Genomic DNA, 21321 nt, shown 5'->3' on the forward strand with positions numbered 1-21321 from the left:
GAAACGGTCGCCCGCCCCGTTGTAATGCCACGACCGAGAAGGCGAGAAGAGGAAAGTCAGATGTACGTTGCTCCGCGAGGCGACACCGGGATGAGCGAGGAGCCCTGGACGCGTCTACGCGGACGGCAGGCCGAGTGCGCAATGCTTGACGAACTCCTGGCGACGGTGCGCGCCGGTCGCAGCTCCGTCCTCGTCCTGCGCGGCGGGGCGGGCGTCGGAAAGACCGCGTTACTGAACCACGGGCGGAGCGGTGCGGACGGCTGCCGGACCGTCACGGCGACGGGCGTCGAGCCGGAGCGGGAGCTGGCCTTCGGCGGGCTGCACCAGTTGTGCCTCCCGTTCCTCGGCCGGATCGGTCTCCTGCCCGCGCCGCAACGCGACGCGCTCGGAACGGCGTTCGGCTTGAGCGCCGGTGCTCCGCCGGACCACTTCCTGGTGGGCCTCGCGGTGCTTGGCCTGCTCGCCGATGCAGCCGCCAAAGAGCCTCTGCTCTGTTTCGTGGATGACGCCCAGTGGCTGGACGAGGTGTCCTCGCGGACTCTCGCCTTCGTGGCGCGGCGGCTGCGGGCCGAGCGGATCGGGTTGGTGCTCGCCGTACGGGAGCCCTCCGTCGCGTCCGGATGGGCACACCTGCCCCACCTCGTGGTGAGACCGTTGGGGGATGACGACGCACGCGCCCTGCTGGACTCCGTACTCCCGGGCCGCCTCGACGTCCTCGTCCGTGATCGCATCGTCGCCGAGACACGGGGTAACCCGCGCGCCCTGCTGGAACTGCCCCGCGGGCTGACCCCTGCGGAGCTGGCGGGCGGGTTCGGACGCCCTGACGCATGGCCCCTGGCAGGCCCGACCGAGCAGGATTTCCTCGACCGCGTCGAGGATCTGCCGCCGGAGACGCGCCGGCTCCTGCTCATCGCCGCAGCCGAGCCGGTGGGCGACGTGACCCTGCTGAACAGGGCTGCGGAGCTGCTGAGCGTCAAGGTGTCCGCCGCATCGGCCGCTGAGACGGCGGGGCTGGTCAGCATCGGAATCCGGGCGCGGTTCCGACCCCCCCTGGTGCGCTCGGCGGCCTACCGTGCCGCCACCCCCGAGGAGCTTCGGCACGTGCACCAGGCGCTGGCCGACGCGACGACCCCCGGCAGCGACCCCGACCGGCGTGCATGGCACCTGGCCCAGGCTACGACCGGTACCGACGAGTCGGTGGCCGCTGAACTCAGCCGCTCGGCTGGACGGGCGCAGGCACGCGGTGGTTTCGCGGCGGCGGCCTCGTTTCTGGAACGGGCCGCAGAGCTGACCCCCGACCCAGCGGTGCGCGGCGTCAGGGCCCTCCCGGCGGCTCGCGTCATGTACCAGGCCGGCCGACACGACACCGCACTCGCGCTCCTGGATGCCGCCGCCATCAGCCCCTTGGACGAGCGTCAGTTCGCCGAGGTGGAACTGCTGCGCGGTCAGATCACTTTCGCCTCGCAGGGCGCCGGCAGCGCGCTGCCGTTGCTTCTCGGGGCCGCCGAGCGCATGGAACCGCTGGACCCGGCGCTCGTGCAGGAGACCTATCGCGACGCGATCGACGCCGCTCTCACCATCAGCCCTCCACCAAACGGTCCGGGACTGCGGAACATTGCCAGGGTGGCCCTCGTCGCGCCACCGGGACCGCCGCCGAAGTGCAACGGTCTGCTCCTGCGCGGCCTGGCCACGATGGCCGTCGACGGATACGCGGCAGGCGTGCCCCTGGTACTGCGGGCCCTGACCGCCTTCCGCACACATGAGATCGCCATCGAGGAGAGCCTCGGCTGGCTGCCGCATGCTGATCGCTCAGGTGAGGACCATCGGTGAGACGACGGGCAGGAGCCATCTCGTCCACCAACTCTCCCTGTTGACCGAGCCGTGGAGAGGCCGGGAGACCGCGACGCTCCGGGCGGTCGACGCAATGACCCGGGACACGGACCGGTGCCAGGACCGGCAGGGCGAGACGCTCGGCTCCGGCCACTGGGCGAAGGCGGTGCTCTACAACGGACTCGGCCGCCATGAGGAGGCGTACGCCGCAGCAGAACAGGGCGCCGAGGAACCGCAGGCGGCCGTGCGCAGCGGACGGCTGTCCCGCGCCGCCGAAGCTCTGTACCGGGAAGCGATCGAGCGGCTTGACCGTACCGACGTGAAGGTCACCTGCGCCCGTTCGCACCTCCTCTACGGCGAATGGCTGCGCCGTGCGGACCGTCGCGTCGATGCGCGCGAACAGCTGAGTACTGCCCACGCCCTGCTCAGCGAGATGGGGGCCGAGGGTTTCGCGGGACGTGCCTGGCACGAGTTGCGCGCCACCGGTGCGACGGCGGGCAGCCGCCTGAGCCCGTCCTCACAGATGCCGTCGTGAGGTGACACCAAGCTTGCCGAAGATATTCCGCAGGTGCCACTCCACGGTGCGTGGGCTGACGAACAACCGTGTACCGATCTCGGTGTTGGTCAGTCCCTCCCGCACCAGCCGGACGATCTGCACCTCCTTGGGTTCAGGTCACTCTCGGTGCTCTCGGTGCTCTCCGTGGGCCGGTGAAGGCTCTCGCCTACGGCGCGCTGTGCGAAGCCACGCATGTCCATCAACAGGAACTGGCGATGAGAGTGGCCCAGTTCCCGCAGAGCCTCGTCGTGGCGGCCCCGGTCGCGCAGCCATTCGCCGTATACGAGGTGGGCGCGGGCAGATTCCCCGCGAACGCTGGTGCGGCCGAGTGCTTCGATCGCCTCCAGATAGTGGGCCTCCGCTCCCGCTCCCCCGGTGAGCAGAGCACGGGAACGGGCCTCGATGCCCCTGGCCCAGTCCGTGCCGCTCGCTCGCGTCAGCTCGGTCAGCCGGTCCAGAGCGTCGGCGGCTTGTCCGGGTACGCCGGCTCGGGCATTGGCCTCGATGTACTCGACGAGGGACCACACCGGAATGCCCATCTCCAGCTGGACGTACTCCCGGCTCGCCAGGTCGGCTGCCTCTGCCGCTTCCTCGTACCGCCCGAGGCCGTTGTAAAGCAGGGCCCGGGCCCACCGGCTGACCACCGGTCCCACGCCTTCGCCGCGGTGTTCCACCCCTTCGTCGGCCCGTCTGCTCAGGTCCAGGCACTCGTCCTCCCGGCCGCGCCAGGCGGCGACGAACAGCGCGCCGTAGATGGGGGCGGCCGTCCCCACGGCCTCCGCGACCGTCTGTACCTCCTCCGCCAGCTGTGCGCCCTCCGCGAGTTCACCGTCGAGGACGTGCACCACGCAGCGCATGGTCAGCGCGAACGGCAGCGCGGTGGCCTGCCCGGCCTCCCGTGCCAGCCGGAGGTGACGACCGGCCAGTACGGACATCGTGTCGTGGTCCCACAGGCCCACGGCTGTCACGCAGATCAGCCACAACCAGCGCAGGCCCTCCTCCGGGGAGAGGTCCGGCTCCCTGAAGGCACTCAGGGCCCGACGCAGTGCCGGTACGGCGGCGGCATGGCCGTCGATGATGCGGACCGTCAGGCTGTCGAGCAGGAGGTCGGTCGGACGCGGGGGCCGCGATGCCGGAAGCCTGCGGGCCGCCCTGGCCGCTTCGTACTGCCCGTCGTCGTACGCTTGAGGGCCGGCGAAGATCGCCGCGTTGACGACCTCCAGGTACGTGTCGCGGGCCAGCGCGGCATCATGGTCGGCGAGCCGGCCAGCGGCCTTGAGCAAGAGGCGGGGAGCCTCGCCGCCCCGGTTCGAGGTGAACGCGATCCGGGCCCGGACCAGGTCCACCTCGCCGCGCTGGCGCTCGTCCACGGAGCCCGTCTCGGCCAGGGTGAGCAGTTCCAGGGCGCGGTCGGGGTCGCCCGCCTCGTGGCTCGCGCGTGCGGCGGACAGCGCGCGGTCCCGTCGGCGGGCAGGGTCGGGGGTGAGTTCGACCGCGCGGGCCAGCAGCGCTGCAGCGGCGGCGAACCCGCCACGTGTCTGGGCCCGGCCGGCGGAGCGTTGGAGTTCCGCCGCGACGAATTCGTCGGGGCCGGTGGCTCCGTAGGCCGCGTGCCAAGCGCGGCGGTCAGGGTCGACGTCCGGGTCCGTGACTTCGGCCAGCGTGCGGTGCATGCTCCGCCGTTCCTCGGGCGAGGCCCACCAGTAGATCGCTGAGCGCACCATGGGGTGGAAGAACCGGACCCGGTCCCCGACCTGGACCAGTCCGGCCGCCACCGCGTCCGTGGCGACCTCGGGGTCGATCCTCAGCTCACGCGCGGCAAGCCAGAGCAGTGCCGGTTCCCCCGTGGGGTCCACCGCCGCGGCGAGCAGGAATGCACGGGTCTCTTTCGGCAGCCCGGCGATCCTGTTGACGTAAGTCTTCCGGATGCGTTCTCTGACGGGCCGCGTGCTCGGGAGTCCAAACCCGTCGGCCGATGCCCCCGGCATCGACGTCTTCGACAGCTCCAGCAGCGCGAGCGGATTGCCCCGCGACTCGGCGAGGACTCGTCTGAGGACGCGCTCGTCCCACGGTCCAGGCAGTACGGACCGCAGCAAGGCATCGGCTTCCGGCTCGGACAGGCCCTTGACCAGTAATTCGGGGAGGCCGACCAGTTCCGGGACGCCCGGTGTCTCCTCGTCCGGCGTCCGGGCCGCCAAGACGATGGCCACCGATTCCGCCTGCAGGCGTCGCGCCGTGAATGCCAACGCCCTCATGGACGCGCGGTCCAGCCATTGGGCGTCGTCCACGACGCAGAGCAGGGGACGGTCCCGGGCCACTTCCGACAGCAGCCCGAGGACGCCGAGGGCGACGAGGAAGCTGTCGGGGGCCCGTTCCGATTTCATCCCCAGAGCGCCGCTGACGGCGTCGCGCTGAACCGCGGGAAGCCGGTCGAGGCGGTCCGTCAAGGAGGCGCACATCTGGTGCAGGCCCGCGTACGGCAGTTCCATCTCCGACTGCACACTGGTGACGCGGGCGACTCGGAACCCCTGGGCCCGGGCCGTCACGTACTCCAGCAGCCTGCTCTTCCCTACCCCCGGCTCGCCCCGGAGCACCAGCACCCGGCTGTCACCGCCGCGCACTGCTTCGAGCAGGCCATCGAGGAGGTCGCGCTCACGGCAGCGCCCCACAATCGACCCGTTCGCGGAGCGGGGCTGCTCCATCTGCTGAGACAGGGTGGACACGCCTCTACCTCCGTCGTGAATCCGCATCGTTCTCCGATCACGGAGCACCGGCCGACTCGGATCCGTGCCACCGACGCCGAGATCGACAGGAGAGTGATCGGTGGGAGGCAACCTCCGAGGTGGTGTGCTGCCCGCCCGGAACCCACTGTCCCCCGCGGGGGACCGAAGAACATCAGTCACTTGACGGTGAGTGGCGGGCCTTGCGGTGTCGCCTCCGGGGAGTCGGCGCCTTGGGCCGCAGCCTGTTCAGTGTCCAGTGCGGCAAGCGCGGCCGCCAGCTTGCCTCGACCGGTAATCCCCAGGCGCGGATAGATCCGGTAGAGATGGGCTCCGACGGTACGGTGCGAGATGAACAGTCGCTGTCCGATCTCCCGGTTGCTCAGCCCCTGTGCCGCCATGACCGCTATCTGGATCTCCTGTGCCGACATCTGGGTGCCTGTGTTGGCGTGCCGCTGTCCGCCGGACTCACCGGCGGCGCGCAGTTGTTCGCCTGCCAGCTCCAGCCAGGGTCGGGCCCCGATCCGCTGGAACTCGTCCCGGGCGAGACGCAAAGGTTTGCGGGCGTCCACGTTGCGGCGTCGGCGGCGCAGTCGGCGACCGTGGTGAAGGTGCAGTCTGCCCCTGGTCAGCGTCCAGTCGGCTGGCAGCGCGGCGAGCGCCGTGACGTAGTCCTTCTCGGCGGTCCCGTCCGGGCCCAGTACCGCGGTGGTGTAGGCGTGAGCGACCGTCATCATCTCCGAGGGCAGGACGCGCGTCAGCTCCGGCAGGTCGGCAAGGAGTTCTCGCGCCGACGCGACCCGGTCGGCGGCCACGGCCGCATCCGCCAGATCAGAAACCAGCAGCCAGCGGCACACCGAGTGATAGTGGGGGTCGTTCGGATCGAAGGCTGCTGCCAGGATGTCGTACGCCTCGGTGGGACGGCCATCGAAGAGCGCGAGCAGGCCATCGACCTGCTGGGCCCGCGCGGCGGCGAACGGCATACCGGGGAACAGCCGGTGAGCGCGCATCTCGCGGATCGTCCGTGCCGCGTACTCGGACTCGCCGCGCAGGGCCGCCACCAGTCCGACGTTCGCCTTGAGGCTGAGCCACATGAGCCACTCGCCCGTCTCCTCGGCCAGTGCGAGGCCCTCGGTCGACTCTTCGCGCGCTTGGTCGAGCTGTCCGAGATAGGACCGCGAATAGCTGGCGGCCAGGGAGCGGGCGAGGAGTCCGAGCCGTCCCTGTGCCCGCCAGGTGGCCACTGCCGGTGCCAGGTAGCGGACGGCGCGGGGGACGTCGCCCAGGCCCATGGCCCCGCTGCCCAGGAAATGTGTGTCCCTGCCGCCCTCGGGGGTCGATTCGATCGTGTCGAGCCGTGTCAGCACCTCGGCTCCGTATCGATAAGGCTGAGCGTACGCCCGCACCGTGAGCACGTGCGGGGCGTCGGGTGGGGAGTTCCAGCGGTCGAGCTCGGCGGTGACGCCGGCGCGTACGCGCGCGTCGCCGTCCTGGAAGAAGCAGCGGGCCGCGGCACGCCACAGCAGATTCCTGGCGACGTCCTCGGCGCCCGCGTCGAACGCGCCGGCCGCCGCCACGACCATGTCCTGGATACGTCGCTCGGGGGCGCCCTGCTCGAACGCGGCACTGTCGGAGACCACCATGAGCCGAGCCCGCCCCACCGGTCCGAGTGCGTCCAGGTCAACCTGGTCCAGCAGCCGTTGGGTCGTGATCCGATCGTTGATCTCATCGGCGAGTTCCGCCGCCCGAACCAAAATGCCGGTCCGTCGGCGCGCGTCCCGGGCGAGATCGGCCGCCTGGCACAGTACTGGGACCGCCGCCGCCGTCTTGCCCCGGGCCAGCGCGGCGTCGGCGAAGGTTTCGAGCCGGTCGGCGAGCGCGTCGTCGGGGCCGATGGCAGCTGCCGCCTGGTGGACGAGCTGTCGCTCCGGCCTGTCGTCCAGTACTGCCGCCAAGGCGTTGTGCACCGCCAGACGGTCGGCGATGGGAGCACGGGTGTACACCGCCGAGCGCATCAGCGGATGCCGGAACTCGGGGGTACGGCCGACCAGCACCACCAGGCCCGCGTCGATCGCCTCCTGGAGCGCGTGCGGGGAAACCGGCGAGCCGCACAGGGTGCCGGCGATGTCCAACAGGACGTTCAGCGATGCCGTCGGCTCGCTGGCCAACGCCAGCAGCAACGCCCGGCACTCACCGCTCGCCGAGTCGGTACGTGCCGCGAACGCGGCCTCCAGCCTCTGGGTCAGTGGCAGGTCACCGAGCTGCCCCCGATAGTGCCGTACGGCTTTGGGCAGTTCCACCAGAGCCAGTGGATTGCCCAAGGCGCGGTCCAGGACGAGAGACCGCAACGACGCCGACAGGTCCGGGGCGCGCGCGTCCAGCAGCTCGGCGGCGACTCCCGGAGCGAGCGGGTCCAGTCGGATGTCCGGGTGGACACCCATGCCGTACTCCTCGGCGGAGTCGACCCGGGCGGCAGCAAGCATCAGGATCCGCAGGTCTCCGGTGCGCCGTGCGACGAACCGGAGCACGTCCCGGCTGGAGGAATCGACCCACTGGATGTCATCGGCAAGCAGCAGGAGGGGCTGCCGGTCGGCCGCGTCGGCCAGCAGTTCCAGTACGGCGAGTCCGACGCGGTGGATCGGCGGGTCGGCCTCCGTAGCACCGAACGCGTCGTTCACAGCCTGCCGGTAGGGGCCCGGCAGGTCTTTGATGCCTCGCGCAGCGGGTTGCAGGAGGAGCTGCAACGCCGCGAACGGCAGCCACTGCTCGGTCTCCACCCCTGAGGTGCGCAGCACTCGGAAACCACGCCGGGTGGCTTCGTCGTCGACGGCACCCAGCAGGGTCGACTTGCCGACGCCGGCGCCCCCGTAGGTGAGCAATGCGGTGCCGTGTCCAGCGGCGGCGAGGTCCAGCAACTCGCGTAGGACACGCAGTTCCTCGTCCCGCCCGATCACCGCTTACGCTCCCCGGTCAGTCCACGCGCACCGCTCATCCAGGCCCACCGTCCTGCCGTAGGTGTGAGTGTCGAGGTTGAGCTGATTGTTGCTGCACAGATACTGCCACACCAGCATCAGTCAAATGACTCTCAGATGACTCAACAAGCGGTCAGCCCAGCGCATATCGCTGAGCTTGACTCTGTCGGGGAACTTGGTGTCGTCTGCTCAGTCTCTGGCGGACGGCCACGACCTCGGCCGGGGGATCCCGTGCTGGTCCGGGCAGTTCTGGAAGGCTGTCCCCGGTGGCGGCAGCGGCGCCCTGTGGGCAGGCGGGTGGAGTTCACCGGCAGTGGACCGGTGACCGTGACCGGTGTTCCCGGGCTGCCTGTTCCAGATGGACCAGGGAGGTGTAGCCGCCGTCGACCAGGTGTTGTTCGCTGCCCCGTCGGGGATCCTCAATACCCCCGACGGGGCAAGCTGAGATCTTGACCGAACCAGGGGCGGCTCAAGTTCTGGCTGGAGCAGTAGGACGGCTGTCACAAAGCCAGCTGCTGTCCGGTCCTGAGTAATGACTGAACGGTGCGGCCCTCCGCACCATCGATGTCTTCACTCAAGAGGAGAACAACATGGGACAGTTCACCGTCGGACACCCCGATGCACCGAGGTACGACGATTTGGTTCCGTCGCGCTACGCGCTGAAGGTCGGGGACATCGACGTGATGGTGATCAGCGACGGGGTGCTGCCGATTCCCGCCGTGACCATGGCCACCAACGCCGCCAAGGCCGACCTGGCGGCCTGGCTGCAAGACAGCTTTCTGCCGCCGGAGGTACTCGACTGGCCACTGAATGTGGCCGTGGTACGCAGCGGCGGCCGGACCATTCTCATCGACTCCGGTCTGGGAACAGAGTTTCCGGGCTTCCCGCGGGCCGGGCAGTTGGCCATGCGGCTGGATGCCGCCGGGATTGATCCCGCCTCTGTGACCGACGTGGTGCTGACCCACTTGCACATGGACCACATCGGCGGGCTGCTCGTCGATGGGCTGAGGGGCCGGCTGCGCCCGGATCTGCGTGTCCACCTGGCTTCCGCCGAGGCGGAGTTCTGGGAAGCGCCTGATTTCTCCCGCACCGACATGCCGACACCGGTGCCGGAAGTGCTTCGAACGACCGCATCGCGGTTCCTCGACGTGTACCGCAGCCAGCTGCGGCCGTTCGAGACGGAGTACGAGGTGGCGCCCGGAGTATTGGTCTGTCGCACTGGCGGTCACACCCCCGGCCACAGCATCGTCCGCTTGCAGTCTGGCGGTGACCGGCTGACGTTCGCCGGCGATGCCGTGTTCCAGCCCGGGTTCGAATGCCCCGATTGGCACAATGGCTTCGACCACGACCCCGAGGAATCAGCCCGCGTCCGGATCCGACTCCTACAGGAGTTGGCGGCGAGCGGCGAGCAACTGGTCGCCACTCACCTGCCGTTCCCATCCATCTGCCACGTGGCGGTCGCCGGGAACGCGTTCCGTTTCGTACCGGTCGTCTGGGATCACTGACCGCGCTTCAGTCACCCGGGGCCGGCAGCCGGTGAGCGGCGATCCGGCCGCGCCAGGTGCGGACGGTGTCCAGACGCAGCCCGGTCTCCCGGCGATTCGGGCGTTGAAGCGGTTCCGGACCGTATGCAGGACAACCTGGGCACGTCGACGAAGCCGGTACTCGGTCTTGTGGCCGTAGGCCATCTTCTTGAGCCGCTCGCGTCCCGAGGCGGTCAGGACTGTCGGGCGGGCGGAGGCAACGGGCAAGGCAGGCGCGCCCATCACGAGGAGCGGATCACGACGGACGGCATCCTGCCGCACGCCGGCCTCCAGCCCTGCGGCGGGATGTCGACTGCTCCCACGCCCTCGGAAGACACACCGGGCTCCGGATCGAGTTGTACCTGCAGATACACGCCGAAGCAGCCGGCCACAGCTGGCCGGCCCGCATTCCCGCCACCACGGCCAGTACGCCTTCGCTCAAGGCGTACTGGCCGATGGCGAGCTCCTCAAGCTGATGCGTCTGATGTCCAGGGCCGGATGCTGCCTGGCGACCCAGGACCGGGCCTCGTCGAGCGTGTCGCGTACCCAGCGCTCCTCGGCCGGTCGGCCAAGCCACGCGTGGAGGGGCCCGATGAGTCGGCAGGAGGCCGAAATCCACGTTTCCCCAGGTCAGAACGCTGCCCGGGGACGCTGCGTGGGGCGGGTGGGGCTCGAACCCGACAGCACGACGCCTCTCACCTTCGACTATGCCGAAACAACGGACATGCCCGCCCGTTTCCATCCGGCTGCGTCCCCCTCGATCCCACTGGACGGGAATCGGTTAGGCATTCGCCACACCGCCTCCGCAGCACGCTGACCGAATCGACGCGTCTTCGGCTGCCTACCCGAAGACGCCTCTAGCCGTTGCGCGAAGGAGCCGAGCAGTCAGCTCGGCTCTAGCATCGCACGGCACTGGTACATGCGCCGGTCACGGCTACTCTCCATAGCGCGTTGAGCTGGGCAAGGCTTGCCGCACCCCACGTTCAGACCGCGAGGGCGGCTTCGTACTCGGCTGGACTGAGGTAGCCGAGGCTGCCGTGCAGCCGGTCGACGTCGAACCAGTCCTCCATGAAGTCGAATTCCTGAGCAGGCAGCGGCCCGGCCGGCCTACTGACAGCCGCCGCCCGAGGGAAGGACCACAGGCTCAGACCAGTCCGCCGAGCCGGAGCGTCCGCGACGGTCCGGCGCGGACGCTCCGCAGTCGCACCGCGGCGTGCTGCGGCCCCCGGTTCGTGCGTCATGTCGAGGCCGCTACTGGTGGGCGACTTACCGGTTGTCCGTCTTGTCCTCCCAAGGGCGCCAGCGGCCCGCGTCGGCAGTTCCGAGTTGCTGGTCGGCGAAATGCACGCCGAAACCGAAAACACCGTCCTGGGAGAGGAATTCGACGAGCCGGCGGCGCGAGGCCTCGGCCTCGGCCCGGTCGTGGTCGAGGACGACTTCCCAGTCGGGGTGCTGGACCTGGACGGGTGAGTGCATGGCGTCACCGAAGGCCACGACCCGGCGGCCGTCACCGGTGTCGAGGACCCAGGCCGTGTGCCCGGTGGTGTGCCCGGGGAGCGCCCAGGCACATACGCCCTCGGCTATCTCGGTCCCGTCGGCGACGGCTGTGGTCCTTTCATCCTGTCCGGCGAGCCGTGGGCCGGCGGCGGGGTCGAGGCCCTCCAGTTCACCTGTCCCTACGAGCCAGCGCGCGTTGGGGAACAGGCTGCGCGGATCGTCGACGGCGTCCGGCCGGGCCCAGCCGGTGTGGTCGTCGTGCAGGTGGGTGAAGGCGACCGTCTCCAGGGTGGCCGGGTCGACGCCCAAGCTCTTCAGGTGGTCGGGGAGAGTCTGTACGTGGTCGAAACCGTGCTGGAAGTGTTCGGGATCCTCGCCCGAGATACTGCCGTGTCCGGCGTCCAGGAGCAGGTGCTTCCCTCCACGCTCGACAAGCAGTGCTCCGCAGCTCATGGCCAGGTGGCCCGCGTCCGTCATATGGGGGCCGTGGTCCGCCCAGTCCTCGTCGGCGGAGGCGGGGTAGACCCGGGTGGGGATCATGTGGACGCCGGCGTCGGGGACGTAGGTGAGGGTGAGGTCGCCCAGCGTCCGCGTCCACAGATGTGGCAGGCGGCCCCCCGATACGTCGGCGGCGTCGTGCGGCGGGTGGGCGCTGGTGGTCTGCTCGCTGGCGGTCATGGCAAGTCCCTCTGATCGTTGGTCTGGCGGGTGGCGGGGCGTGTCCCGGTCACGGCGTGAGTACGCGGACCGGTGCGCCGGCGGCGTAGGCGAGGATGTCGCCGAGAGCGTCGCGGTAGAAGATCTCGTAGGCGTCGGCGGTGACGTAGCCCAGGTGTGGGGCGAGGACGGTCCGCGGGGCATTGCGCCAGGGCGAACCGGCGGGCAGCGGCTCGGTGAAGTGGACGTCCAGGGCGACTCCGCCCAGCGTTCCGGCGTGCAGAGCGGCCAGCAGCGACGTCTCGTCGACGACGGGTGCCCGGGAGGTGTTGACGAGCAGCGCGTCCGGCCGCATGAGGGCGAGCTCGTCGGCACCGATGAGGCCGACGGTGCGTGGGGAAAGCCGGACGTGGAGCGTCACCACGTCCGAGGTGGCCAGCAGTTCCCGCTTGCTGACAGGGGTGACGCCCAGCCCTTTCGCGTGCTCCGGATCGAGGTGGGCGCTCCAGGCGACGACGTCCATGCCGAAGGCGACTCCGACCTGGGCCACGCGACTGCCCACACCTCCCAGGCCGACGACGCCGAGGCGGGCGCCGTGCAGGTCACGCCCCACGGAGCGCTGCCAGGCGCCGTCACGCAGGTTGCGGTCCTCGGCGGGGATCGAGCGCGTCAAGGCGTGCAGGAGTCCCCATGTCAGCTCGGCCGTGGAGGTCAGTCCTGCGGCGCGAGTTCCGGACACCACGATCCCTTGCCGCGCGGCCGCAGCCCTGTCGATGGCCGCGTTGGCCGGGCCCGTGGTCACCAACAGGCGCAGGTTCGGCAACCTTCCCAGCACCTCGGCGGGGAAAGGGGTGCGCTCACGCATGGCTACGACCACGTCGAACGGCCGCAGTGCGGCGATCACCTCCTCGGGCCCTCCCAAGTGCTCGGAGAAATACGTGAGGTGGGCACCTTCGGGCAAGGTTTCCCAGGCGGCGAAACGGTGTGCCGTGTGCTGGTAGTCGTCCAGGATCGCCACACGGCGGACCTCAGGCACGAGCCGTCTCCTTCGCGTGTGCGCCGGTGCGCTCAGCGCAGGCGCGGGCCGCTTGGGTGTCCTCGTCCTCCGACGGGTCGGCGAGCGGTTCCGCGGGGCTGGGGCGGAGCAGTTCGAGGGACCAGATCGCGAGGCCGATCAGCGCGATCACCGCTCCGAGCGCGGAGACGCCTGCCCAGCCCACGAGCGGATACAGCGCCGCTGTCAGCGCGGAGGACACAGTACTGCCGGCGAACGCGGAGACCATGAGCGCTGTGGTGACCCGGCTGCGGGCGTGCGGGATGCGGCGGTACAGGACGCTCTGATGACTGATCAGCAGTGCCTGCTGTGCAAGATTGAGCGCCACGATGCCGGTCATCAGCGCACCCAGACCGAGCGGGCCTCCCAGGCCGGCGAGGACGAGCACGCCCCAGCTGCCCGTCAGCACGATCAGCCCGCCAGTGGTCACCTGTCGGGCGCGGCCGCGGTCCGACAGCCGGCCGGCCACCGACGCGAGGGCGGCTCCTACGACTCCGACCAGGCCGAACAGACCGATGATCGCCGGGCCGTACCCATAGGTGGGGCCGGCCAACAGGAACGACGAGGCGGTCCACAGGACCGTGAACCCGCCCATGCCGACCGCCGCCAGACCCATGCGCCTGCGCAGCAGCGACTCCGTGCGCACCAGCGTCATCACCGAGCGCAGCAGCCGGGGGTAGGGCGTCGTCGCGGTCGGCGGTACGGGAGGCAGAACCAGGCGCAGGGTGATCGCCAGCACCACCATGACGGCCGCCGCGAAGACGAACACCAGCCGCCAGTCCCCGAACTCAGCCAGGGCCCCCGCGACGGTCCGCGCGAGCATGATGCCGATGAGCAGGCCGCTCATGACCGTGCCGACCACCGCGCCGCGTTCGTGGTCTGCGGCCAGGGAAGCGGCCATCGGCACCACGATCTGCGCCACGGCGGAGGTCACCCCGACCAGCGCGACCGAGGCGTACAGCGCGCCCAGTGAAGGGGCTGCCGCCGTGCCCAGGAGAGCGACGGCGCTCAGCACGAGCAGCCCGCTCACCAGCCGACGACGCTCCAGTACGTCGCCCAGGGGCACCAGCAGTGCCAGCGAGAGCGCGTAGCCGATCTGGGAGGCGGTGACGATCAGACCTCCGGCCCCCTCGGAGACCCCTAGTGCCTTGGAGAGCACGGGCAGCAATGGTTGCGCGTAGTAGATGTTCGCGACTGCAGCGCCGCACGTCACTGCCAGCAACAGCACCATCGCACGGCTCAGCGGAGCGTGGACGTCGACGCCACCCTTGCTGCATTCTGGATCGTTCATGCCGGAATACTCGCCCTGGCCCGACGGCCTGGTCAAGCCATTATGGACCGATCGATCCATAAGTGACGAGGGTCACGCGTGGGCGGCCAGGGATCGCTGACACCCCGACTTCGAGGCGCCTTGGCGTCCTGTGGAGCGGTTGGTCCAATATGGAGGGCGGGGAAAGTGCTCCTCGAATCAGAACGCCCGTTCCGTAATGCAGGAGGTTCATGTGCCGTCCGCAGGCCGTCCCCGCGCCTTCGACATGGAGGCGGTGCTGGAGGCCGCGATGCTGCTGTTCTGGGAGCAGGGTTACGAAGCGACCTCGCTGGCACAGCTGCGAGCGGCTACCGGACTGTCCTCTGCGAGCCTGTACGGCGCCTTCGGCTCGAAAGAAGGGCTGTTCAAGCAAGTCGTCGAGCACTACATGAAAGGGCCGGGCGGCGCCATAGACGTCATCGAGGACGAAACGGTCAGCCCGCGAGAGGCCGTGGCCGGCCTGCTGCACGGCTCGATCGACATGCAGGCCGACTTGTCCCACCCCACCGGCTGCCTCATCGCCCTGTCCGGCACGATGCGGGCACCGGGGCAGGAGTACGCCGGAGTGCGCGAGACCGTGATGGCGCGGCGAGAAGCGGACCGGGTGCGCATCAGGGCCTGCGCGGAGCGGGGCGTCGCCGCGGGTGAACTCGATGAGGACATCGACATCGATGGAGTGACGACCATGGTCCACGGCTTCCTCCTGGGCCTCTCCACGCAGTTGCGCGACGGCGTGGCCGCAGCGACCCTGCACACGGCAGTCGACGTACTGCTCGGCAACTGGCGGCGCAGGTAGGGAAGATGGAGCGAATCTGCTCTCGGCCAAAAATCAGGCCGATCCACCACGGTGACGTCGTCGCCGTGACACCCCCCACACCGAGCGCCGGACCCGCGGACCCCCTCGTCGCCCTCGACGGGCAAGGAGCGACGGCTTGTCGGCGTTCGATCTGGGCCGTCGCCAGCAAAATCGCGTCGGGGTCTTCTTGCTGCCGAGAAGTAGCAGGCTGAGCGCTCGCGAGCCCAGGCCGATCAAGGTGAGGGCGGTGTCACTGCCCCTGGCCGACCTCGACGGCAAGACCTTGTTGCCCACTGTGCCGCTGAACGCCGCCCGGCTCGGTCGGCAAGGCTAGGTCGAGGGCCTTCGTCGGGCAGCACCACCAGGCGTCCGGCGAGGTGTCGTTCGGTGGCGCACCCGTCCACTGAGTACGATCTTCAACAAAGCAGACGTGGCCCCACGGAGGAGGGCTTCCACGCCATGATGCGAGTGTCGGGGCACTGCTCTTTCAGTCGCGGTCTGCTACCTGTTTCCTGGACCATGCAGTGGCGTCAGCTCCGTATCGAGCCAAGAGGCGTGCGAACTGGATCCGCTCCTCGGGTGGCCAGGTAGCGGTGATCTCCTCGAACGCTTTGCGCTGTTCGGCGGCGAAGCGGTTGCGTTCGGCCTCGCCATGTTCAGTGAGTTCGAGCACGGTGCGGCGTCCGTCGGACTGGGACGCCGACCGGCGCAGCAGACCGTCCGTGATGCAGGCGGCGACGGTCCGGCTTGCCACCGGCTGGGCGACGCCCATCTCGGCAGCAAGGCCACCGACGGTCATCTCGCCCGGCGCATCGGCGATCACGTTGAGTACGAGGTTGCGGGACAGGTCCTTGCTCGATGCCGGTGCACGGCGGCGCAGCCGTGACAGCGCCGGGCCGATCTGATCCAGCGCAAGGTCGTCGGACGACTGTTCGGAGAAGGACACGCTGCTCATGCGACCGAGTCTAGGCCCGGTCCATACATTTGCATACCATCAGGTAATTCCATAGCGCTGGATATGTAAATCATGGACGAGTGAGGAAACGAGGCCGACCGCTATGGCGCTCACCGCGATCACAGGCGCGCAGATCTTCGACGGGGAGAAGGCGACTGGCGTGCAAACCGTGGTCATCGACGGCGGGCGGATCGCCCGTGTCGGTGGCGACGCCCCTCAGGGCAGCGAGATCGTCGACGGCAGCGGCGCCACGCTACTGCCGGGGCTCATTGACGCCCATGTCCACTCCGCCCCGGGTTCCCTGGCGCTCGCCCTGAGGTTCGGGGTGACGACCGAACTGGAGATGCAGGGGATGAACACCCGGGAGAACAGGATGCCCATCGCCGACGACGACACCCTGGCTGACGTGCGCTCTTCAGGCTTCGCCATCACACCGCCCGGTGGCCACCCGAGTGAGCTGATGCCCGAAGGCTTCCGGCCGAAGTGGGATCTTCCCCCGGTAATGCCCCTGATGCCGTTCTCCAGCACGCCCGCGGAAGCGGCCGCGTTCGTGCCCCAACTCCTCGCCCGTGGCTCCGACTTCATCAAGTTCATGATCGACGACGGCAGCGTGGAGGGGCATCCCGGGCTGCCCTCGCTCGACCAGGCCACCATGAACGCCGGTGTCGCCGAAGCCAAGATGACTAACGTCTCCGATCAGTACAGCTAGCGGGCTATCGCACGCCACGGCACCGGGTGGAGCCGGTCGCCTCCGGCCTGCGGGATGTGTTCGCCGAGCCGCTGGCGCTGATGGACGGGGCCGCGGCGGTGGGAGACCCGGTCGCGGTGCTGCCGGTGCTGTTCCATCTGCTGTGGTCGCACGAGTGGAAGCGGATGTGTCGGTGCCGCTGCACGCCGGGACGCTGGTGGCGGCAGGGCCGGTGCGGTGACGGCCGGACGGAACATCCCCGTGCTGCGGCCCGGGGACTGGATCACTTACGACGACGGTGACCACCAGGTGGTTGGCCTGGCCGGGACGTCAGTGCGGCTGCGCTCGCAGGGCGGGGCGGAGTCGGTGGTGCTGGCGTCGTATCTGGTGGCGTCGCCGGACTTCACGTTGACCGGCACGGATCCGCTGCCGGCGCTTTAGCCTTCGGATCTACTGGCGGTGCTGCCGGAGGCGGTGCGGTCGGCGGCGCACGGATGGGAACGGCACATGGTGGAGGTCGAGACGGCCTGCCTCCTGGTGCCGGTCCGGGCACACGGCCGCGGCCCGAGTACGACCCGGCCCTGCGTTCGCTGATGGAGCGGATCGAGGCGAAGGCAGGCGAGCTGGGGGTGAGTCTGCGCACGATGCAGGCCCGCAGTCACGTTACGTCCCGCAGGGGGTTTAGGGGCTTCGACCAGCGGGCGACACGGACGTGGGAAGCGACGGATCGCGGCATCGCCTCGCCCCACTGGCGCCGCCGCGCGGGCGGGACTCTCCTCGGCCAGCTCCGCTTCCTCGACGAGATCAATCGCCGCATCAGCTACCCCTACACCGACAAGCCCGAATTCGGCGACGCCATAGCGCACTGGGCCACCGTCGACTCCTGGCGAGAGCCCTCCGCGCCCACACACGCCTACTCCCCGGCCCGGATGCAGGGCGTCCTCTCTCCCCTCCACGGCGGCAGCCTCAAGCGGCATGAGAAGAGCGCGCTCTGGTTCAGCCGGAACCGCAAGGCAGGCTCCGCCCTGCTCCGGCACAACCACATCCGCCCCGTCATCGACCGCACCTGGGCCCAGGACTCTGATCGGATCGAAGGAGCCATCTGGCACAGCAAGCGAACCGACCAGCAACTCCTCGACCAGACAGCCCGCGAGCGAGTGGAACAGAAAGAGGCCCGCTGACCGCCCGGCCTCGAAGTGCCGAGCAAGCTACTGAGAGCACGAAGCGGCCCTCGCCACCCGGTCTCGAACCGGGCAGCGAAGGCCGCATTTTTTGCGTTTCCGGGTTGCTCCCCGCTCGCCACCTCGTGACGCCCGGGCCAGCCGGCAGCCCAGGCAGCACGGCGGAGCGGATGGACGGGTGGAGGTGAGGGCCGCCCAGTGCGCCATTACGGCGGGACACGCAGGGGGCGGCGCAGTCGGTCCCCGCGAACATGGCGAGCTTGATCGCGCAGAGAGTCTCACTTACAACCCGTAGAGACAGCTCAGGGACACCGGCGCCCCATCTTCGCGAACTGACGGTTGGCCCCCTTGGTATCCCACCACTCTTCCAAAAGGCCACGCACCAGCTCAACCAGTTGGCGAAGACGCTCAGGATCAGGGGCAGACGAGGTGAACACGTCCACAAAGGACCTGTCACTCCATGGCAGGGTGAACACCCAGCACTCGTCGGCGTGACCCTTCCGCTCGATGATGAGCCGGTAAGTCAACGTGACGCTGCGGTCCGGGTGATGGTCTACCGTCAGGTTGGTGACATTGAACCTGGTCGCGCCATCATCGGAGGTGAATGAGCGAGCCAGAACACGCTCAGCCGGTGTGTGAGCCACCATACGCACCTCTCATCTCGTCTACGAGTATCCCAAGTTAGTCGCTAGCAGCTGGCGGCGAGGCTCGTGACCTGGTAAGCGGTCCGCACATCGTTGGTACCCGCGGGCGTTCCGATCTTGGTACGGAACTTCTCGCGACTTGGGCACGAAGCGGTCATGGTCGAGTACCCACCCCCGTTCCACTTGCCGGACCATATGGCGGCACTGGTCTTCCTATCCATCGAGCTGTTCCAGCCGTGCCCTGCCTTGATGTGTTTCCAACCCCACGTTCTGGTGCCGCAGCGCAACGTGTACTTGTTAGGCCCACGGAAGTACGTGCGCACGACGTAGTTCTTACCGTGACTCCTGCAGGCGGTGTTGGGATCAACGGCCCTCACCGACACGTCCGGTCCGCTCGAAGAAGCCGCAGCGGATCCAGCTGTCGGAATGAGCAGAGCCGACGTAACGACGCCAGCGGTAAGCGCCGCCTTGACGTTGCGGGATGTATTGCCGAGCAAAGAGTCCCCCTCTATGGATGGCCTCCGTGGTCATGGGAGGCGTGATCGGCCTCGACTCCGAGACCGAGCGTGATCGGACCATGGCGCTCCGTGCAACGTCAATCGAAATACGATCGTTCACGCCATCGTGCGGACAGGGGCTAGTCGACGGCGAGCCGTCTTGCGTCTCCGTCCACATGAGGCCCCCAGTCCCGCGAAAAAGATCTGAACAGATCGGCTCGTCAGCGGACCAGCTCACTCTGCATCTCCCAGGCCACAGCCCCGTCGGATGCAGAGATCAACCGCACAGGACACTCAGAGTGGCCTGGTCGCTCCTGCGTGATCAGGCTCGTGGAGCCTGATCACGCTTGGACTGTTACCTCGGCCTCGTGGGGCCGGTCGGCAGAGGGCCTGTGCACGGCGCTGGTCAGACCGGCGGGAAAAGGAAGGCAGTCTCAGCATCGCTGCCCCCTGGTCTCCCCTGTCGGGACCCGCCCCGTAGGGTGCCTGGACCGATCGAGGTACAGAACATGCAGGGTACGGGGGTGCCAGGTGACGGATACGGCTGCTTCGACCGAGCCCAAGTGGCTTCGTCAGTGGACGTTGCCCGTTGAGCAGTGGGTACGCGGCCACTCGTCCACCTGGCAAGCCGCAGCCGGGACTCTGGTGGGGTTTCCGCTGCCGATCCTGGTCGTCGTGATGGTGATGCTCGACCGCCCGACGGGCGGGATGATCTCAACCTTGCTGTGTGGCCCCGCGGCACTGCTCGCCGGCTGGCTGCTGTTCCCCTGCTTCCAGGAGCTTCCACGGAAGTCCCAAAGCCGGATCGTCCTTGCGCCTGTGCTGGGCTACATCGGCCTCGTCGTGCTCTTCACCACTTGTTCCCTCTTGCTCGGGGCGGAAGATCGCGGTCAGGCGGCGATGCTGCTATTCCTCGTCTGGATCTATCACGCACTCACCGGGACCCGACTCGAACCCTCCCGCTTCCCTTACGAGCACCTTCGCTTCCGCCTGCTCCGTGCCGCCCCCATGAGGGTGTTCACCATGTGGTGCGCGCTCATTGGCCTGCTGTGGCTGATTCAGTACGCACGGGGTCAGGAGCTCTACAAGGTTGCCCTCTTCGGCGCCACGGTCACCCTCGGCGGGACGGGCGTCACTGCCACGCATCGAATGTTGGCACGCGCTCGTCGGCTGCGGACAGACCTGGACAAGCAGGCGGCGGAGTTGATGACCGTGCTGGAGGAACTTCGCGTCTTGCCGGACGAGGACAAGACGAAGCAGAAGTTCACGGTGCAACGGGCTTGGAAGACGCTCCAACAGACGCTCGCCAACCGGGTCGACACAGGGGTCAGCATCTCGGGAGTCTTCGTGCTGCCGAGCGCGGCGCTCGTGGAGCTGGAGAAACTGGTACTGGAGCTCCAGCAGTCGCGGGGAGCCAATGATCAGGCATACCGGGCGGCTGTCGCTCGTCTCCGCATGATCTGTATGGCTTGCGCAGGCAAGACGGACACCTTGGCATAGAAGTGCTTGGGGGGGGCGACGGGCGTTGCCCCCCCCACAAGCTGAGCTATGCGGCCCAGTCTCCGAACGGGACCGGCGACTTTCCTGCGGCTTGCCGCACGGCTTCGTCTGTTCCACACGTGGTGCAGATGAAGACCTCGCGGTCAGTGGTCAGACGAGAACGTGCCGGCCGTTCACCGAGCGGGCCGCCGCAGCGCGGACAGCGGGTGTCGGGCACGGGTCACTCCTCGGGATGCTCGCGGGCGGACTTGAGGATCAGGTTCCAGGTCGGGCGGGAGTAGGTCTTCTCCGTCCGCTCCTGGAGCGCGGGGATCAGCTCGGCGTTCTTCGCGCCAGGGTTCGCCGCGATGGCCTGACGCGCGAGGGTCAGCCGCTCGTCTCCCTGGTAGGGGTAGGCCAGTCCGCGGCGGCCAGCGGGCCGTCCGCCGGCGTGACCGCGTCCCTTGCGGTCCGCGAGGTACTGCCACAGCCGCCAGCGCTTCCACTTCGGCCGGCGCCGGGTCGGAAGCTCGTCCCAGTCGTCCGGTGCCGGCCATCCCTAGGGCGGGTTCTTGACGTAGTGGGAGACGGTGGTGGAGTCGGCAAACCCGCAGACTTTCGCCGCTTCGGCCGGGCCCACCATTTCCTCGGGGTCGCCGTCGAGCTTCGGCGGGTTCGTGGTGTTCGCGGTGGCGCGCTGTCGCTGAAGCTCGTGGTGCCACTTCGCCCATACGTCGCCGTCCCAGTGCATGACGCCGTCGATGATCTCCGCGACGGGCGGGTGCCCGTTGTTCTCCCGGTCGGTCCAGAGGTTCTGAAGGGTTGGCTCGCTGATGCCGTGGACCTTGCGCAGGTCCGCACGTGAGTACACCTGACGCACGCCTCGGGCAAGCTCGCCTCCGTCAAGGACGCCGGCGGCCGCACCACCACCTTCACGCCCGGCGCCGACGGACTCCTGTCCAA

Annotated in this window: 19 protein-coding genes and 1 pseudogene; 9 read left to right on the plus strand and 11 right to left on the minus strand. The window is 68.9% G+C overall.

The window, feature by feature from the left end:
* Positions 1–90 precede the first annotated feature (90 nt).
* Positions 91–1830 (plus strand): AAA family ATPase, encoded by a 1740-nt coding sequence (locus ACRAKF_RS04510; protein WP_447041811.1) that lies wholly within the window; start codon positions 91–93, stop codon positions 1828–1830.
* The gene (locus ACRAKF_RS04515; protein WP_447035491.1) at positions 1814–2365 is read left to right on the plus strand and encodes a hypothetical protein; all 552 of its coding nucleotides are present in this window, start codon (positions 1814–1816) and stop codon (positions 2363–2365) included. The genes ACRAKF_RS04510 and ACRAKF_RS04515 overlap by 17 nt, the downstream gene beginning before the upstream one ends.
* Here ACRAKF_RS04515 and ACRAKF_RS04520 read toward each other — a convergent pair.
* The 3 genes from ACRAKF_RS04520 to ACRAKF_RS04530 all read right to left on the minus strand — a co-directional run bounded on the left by ACRAKF_RS04520 (position 2348) and on the right by ACRAKF_RS04530 (position 8060).
* Positions 2348–2488 (minus strand): helix-turn-helix domain-containing protein, encoded by a 141-nt coding sequence (locus tag ACRAKF_RS04520; protein ID WP_447035493.1) that lies wholly within the window; start codon positions 2486–2488, stop codon positions 2348–2350. The genes ACRAKF_RS04515 and ACRAKF_RS04520 overlap by 18 nt on opposite strands.
* Positions 2455–5109, minus strand: a complete 2655-nt coding sequence (locus tag ACRAKF_RS04525) for an ATP-binding protein (protein WP_447035494.1) — start codon at positions 5107–5109, stop codon at positions 2455–2457. The genes ACRAKF_RS04520 and ACRAKF_RS04525 overlap by 34 nt, the downstream gene beginning before the upstream one ends.
* Before the next feature lie 176 nt (positions 5110–5285).
* Positions 5286–8060 (minus strand): ATP-binding protein, encoded by a 2775-nt coding sequence (locus ACRAKF_RS04530; RefSeq protein WP_447035495.1) that lies wholly within the window; start codon positions 8058–8060, stop codon positions 5286–5288.
* 608 nt (positions 8061–8668) lie between these two features.
* Here ACRAKF_RS04530 and ACRAKF_RS04535 point away from each other — a divergent pair.
* The gene (locus ACRAKF_RS04535; protein ID WP_447035496.1) at positions 8669–9583 is read left to right on the plus strand and encodes an MBL fold metallo-hydrolase; all 915 of its coding nucleotides are present in this window, start codon (positions 8669–8671) and stop codon (positions 9581–9583) included.
* 1001 nt (positions 9584–10584) lie between these two features.
* On the opposite strand, the gene ACRAKF_RS04540 is transcribed toward ACRAKF_RS04535, so the two are convergent.
* From ACRAKF_RS04540 to ACRAKF_RS04555, 4 genes are read right to left on the minus strand one after another with little or no spacing between them, the layout of a single operon-like run.
* Positions 10585–10842, minus strand: coding sequence for a hypothetical protein (locus ACRAKF_RS04540; protein WP_447035497.1), 258 nt, complete (start codon positions 10840–10842; stop codon positions 10585–10587).
* A 25-nt stretch (positions 10843–10867) separates the two neighbouring features.
* Positions 10868–11776 (minus strand): MBL fold metallo-hydrolase, encoded by a 909-nt coding sequence (locus ACRAKF_RS04545; RefSeq protein WP_447035498.1) that lies wholly within the window; start codon positions 11774–11776, stop codon positions 10868–10870.
* Between the two features lie 49 nt (positions 11777–11825).
* The gene (locus ACRAKF_RS04550) at positions 11826–12791 is read right to left on the minus strand and encodes a D-2-hydroxyacid dehydrogenase family protein (protein ID WP_447035499.1); all 966 of its coding nucleotides are present in this window, start codon (positions 12789–12791) and stop codon (positions 11826–11828) included.
* Positions 12784–14100 carry an MFS transporter gene (locus ACRAKF_RS04555; protein WP_447035500.1) on the minus strand — a complete coding sequence of 439 codons (1317 nt, stop codon included), beginning with the start codon at positions 14098–14100 and terminating at the stop codon, positions 12784–12786. The genes ACRAKF_RS04550 and ACRAKF_RS04555 overlap by 8 nt, the downstream gene beginning before the upstream one ends.
* Positions 14101–14311: 211 nt before the next feature.
* Between ACRAKF_RS04555 and ACRAKF_RS04560 the strand changes: the two genes are divergently transcribed.
* Positions 14312–14914 (plus strand): TetR/AcrR family transcriptional regulator, encoded by a 603-nt coding sequence (locus tag ACRAKF_RS04560; RefSeq protein ID WP_447035501.1) that lies wholly within the window; start codon positions 14312–14314, stop codon positions 14912–14914.
* Positions 14915–15050: 136 nt separating this feature from the next.
* Positions 15051–15248, plus strand: coding sequence for a hypothetical protein (locus tag ACRAKF_RS04565; protein WP_447035503.1), 198 nt, complete (start codon positions 15051–15053; stop codon positions 15246–15248).
* Positions 15249–15401: 153 nt separating this feature from the next.
* On the opposite strand, the gene ACRAKF_RS04570 is transcribed toward ACRAKF_RS04565, so the two are convergent.
* Complete coding sequence (locus ACRAKF_RS04570) at positions 15402–15869, minus strand: MarR family winged helix-turn-helix transcriptional regulator (RefSeq protein WP_447035504.1); 468 nt, start codon at positions 15867–15869, stop codon at positions 15402–15404.
* Positions 15870–15972: 103 nt separating this feature from the next.
* On the opposite strand from ACRAKF_RS04570, the pseudogene ACRAKF_RS04575 reads away from it, so the two are divergent.
* Positions 15973–16548, plus strand: a pseudogene (locus ACRAKF_RS04575) (amidohydrolase family protein); the annotation flags it as partial.
* Between the two features lie 26 nt (positions 16549–16574).
* Here the strand turns inward: ACRAKF_RS04575 and ACRAKF_RS04580 are convergent.
* Positions 16575–16730 carry a hypothetical protein gene (locus ACRAKF_RS04580; RefSeq protein ID WP_447035505.1) on the minus strand — a complete coding sequence of 52 codons (156 nt, stop codon included), beginning with the start codon at positions 16728–16730 and terminating at the stop codon, positions 16575–16577.
* Between the two features lie 64 nt (positions 16731–16794).
* Between ACRAKF_RS04580 and ACRAKF_RS04585 the strand changes: the two genes are divergently transcribed.
* Positions 16795–16998, plus strand: coding sequence for a hypothetical protein (locus tag ACRAKF_RS04585; RefSeq protein WP_447035506.1), 204 nt, complete (start codon positions 16795–16797; stop codon positions 16996–16998).
* Positions 16999–17150: 152 nt separating this feature from the next.
* A complete protein-coding gene (locus ACRAKF_RS04590) occupies positions 17151–17738 on the plus strand; it encodes a hypothetical protein (protein WP_447035507.1) in 588 nt (195 codons plus the stop codon).
* 302 nt (positions 17739–18040) lie between these two features.
* On the opposite strand, the gene ACRAKF_RS04595 is transcribed toward ACRAKF_RS04590, so the two are convergent.
* Positions 18041–18385: a hypothetical protein gene (locus tag ACRAKF_RS04595; RefSeq protein WP_447035508.1), complete on the minus strand. Its 345-nt coding sequence runs from the start codon at positions 18383–18385 to the stop codon at positions 18041–18043.
* 1025 nt (positions 18386–19410) lie between these two features.
* Between ACRAKF_RS04595 and ACRAKF_RS04600 the strand changes: the two genes are divergently transcribed.
* Complete coding sequence (locus ACRAKF_RS04600) at positions 19411–20379, plus strand: hypothetical protein (protein ID WP_447035510.1); 969 nt, start codon at positions 19411–19413, stop codon at positions 20377–20379.
* Between the two features lie 538 nt (positions 20380–20917).
* Here ACRAKF_RS04600 and ACRAKF_RS04605 read toward each other — a convergent pair.
* Positions 20918–21229 carry a hypothetical protein gene (locus ACRAKF_RS04605; RefSeq protein ID WP_447035511.1) on the minus strand — a complete coding sequence of 104 codons (312 nt, stop codon included), beginning with the start codon at positions 21227–21229 and terminating at the stop codon, positions 20918–20920.
* Positions 21230–21321: the final 92 nt, after the last annotated feature.

Source organism: Streptomyces sp. DSM 118878 (assembly GCF_052936595.1).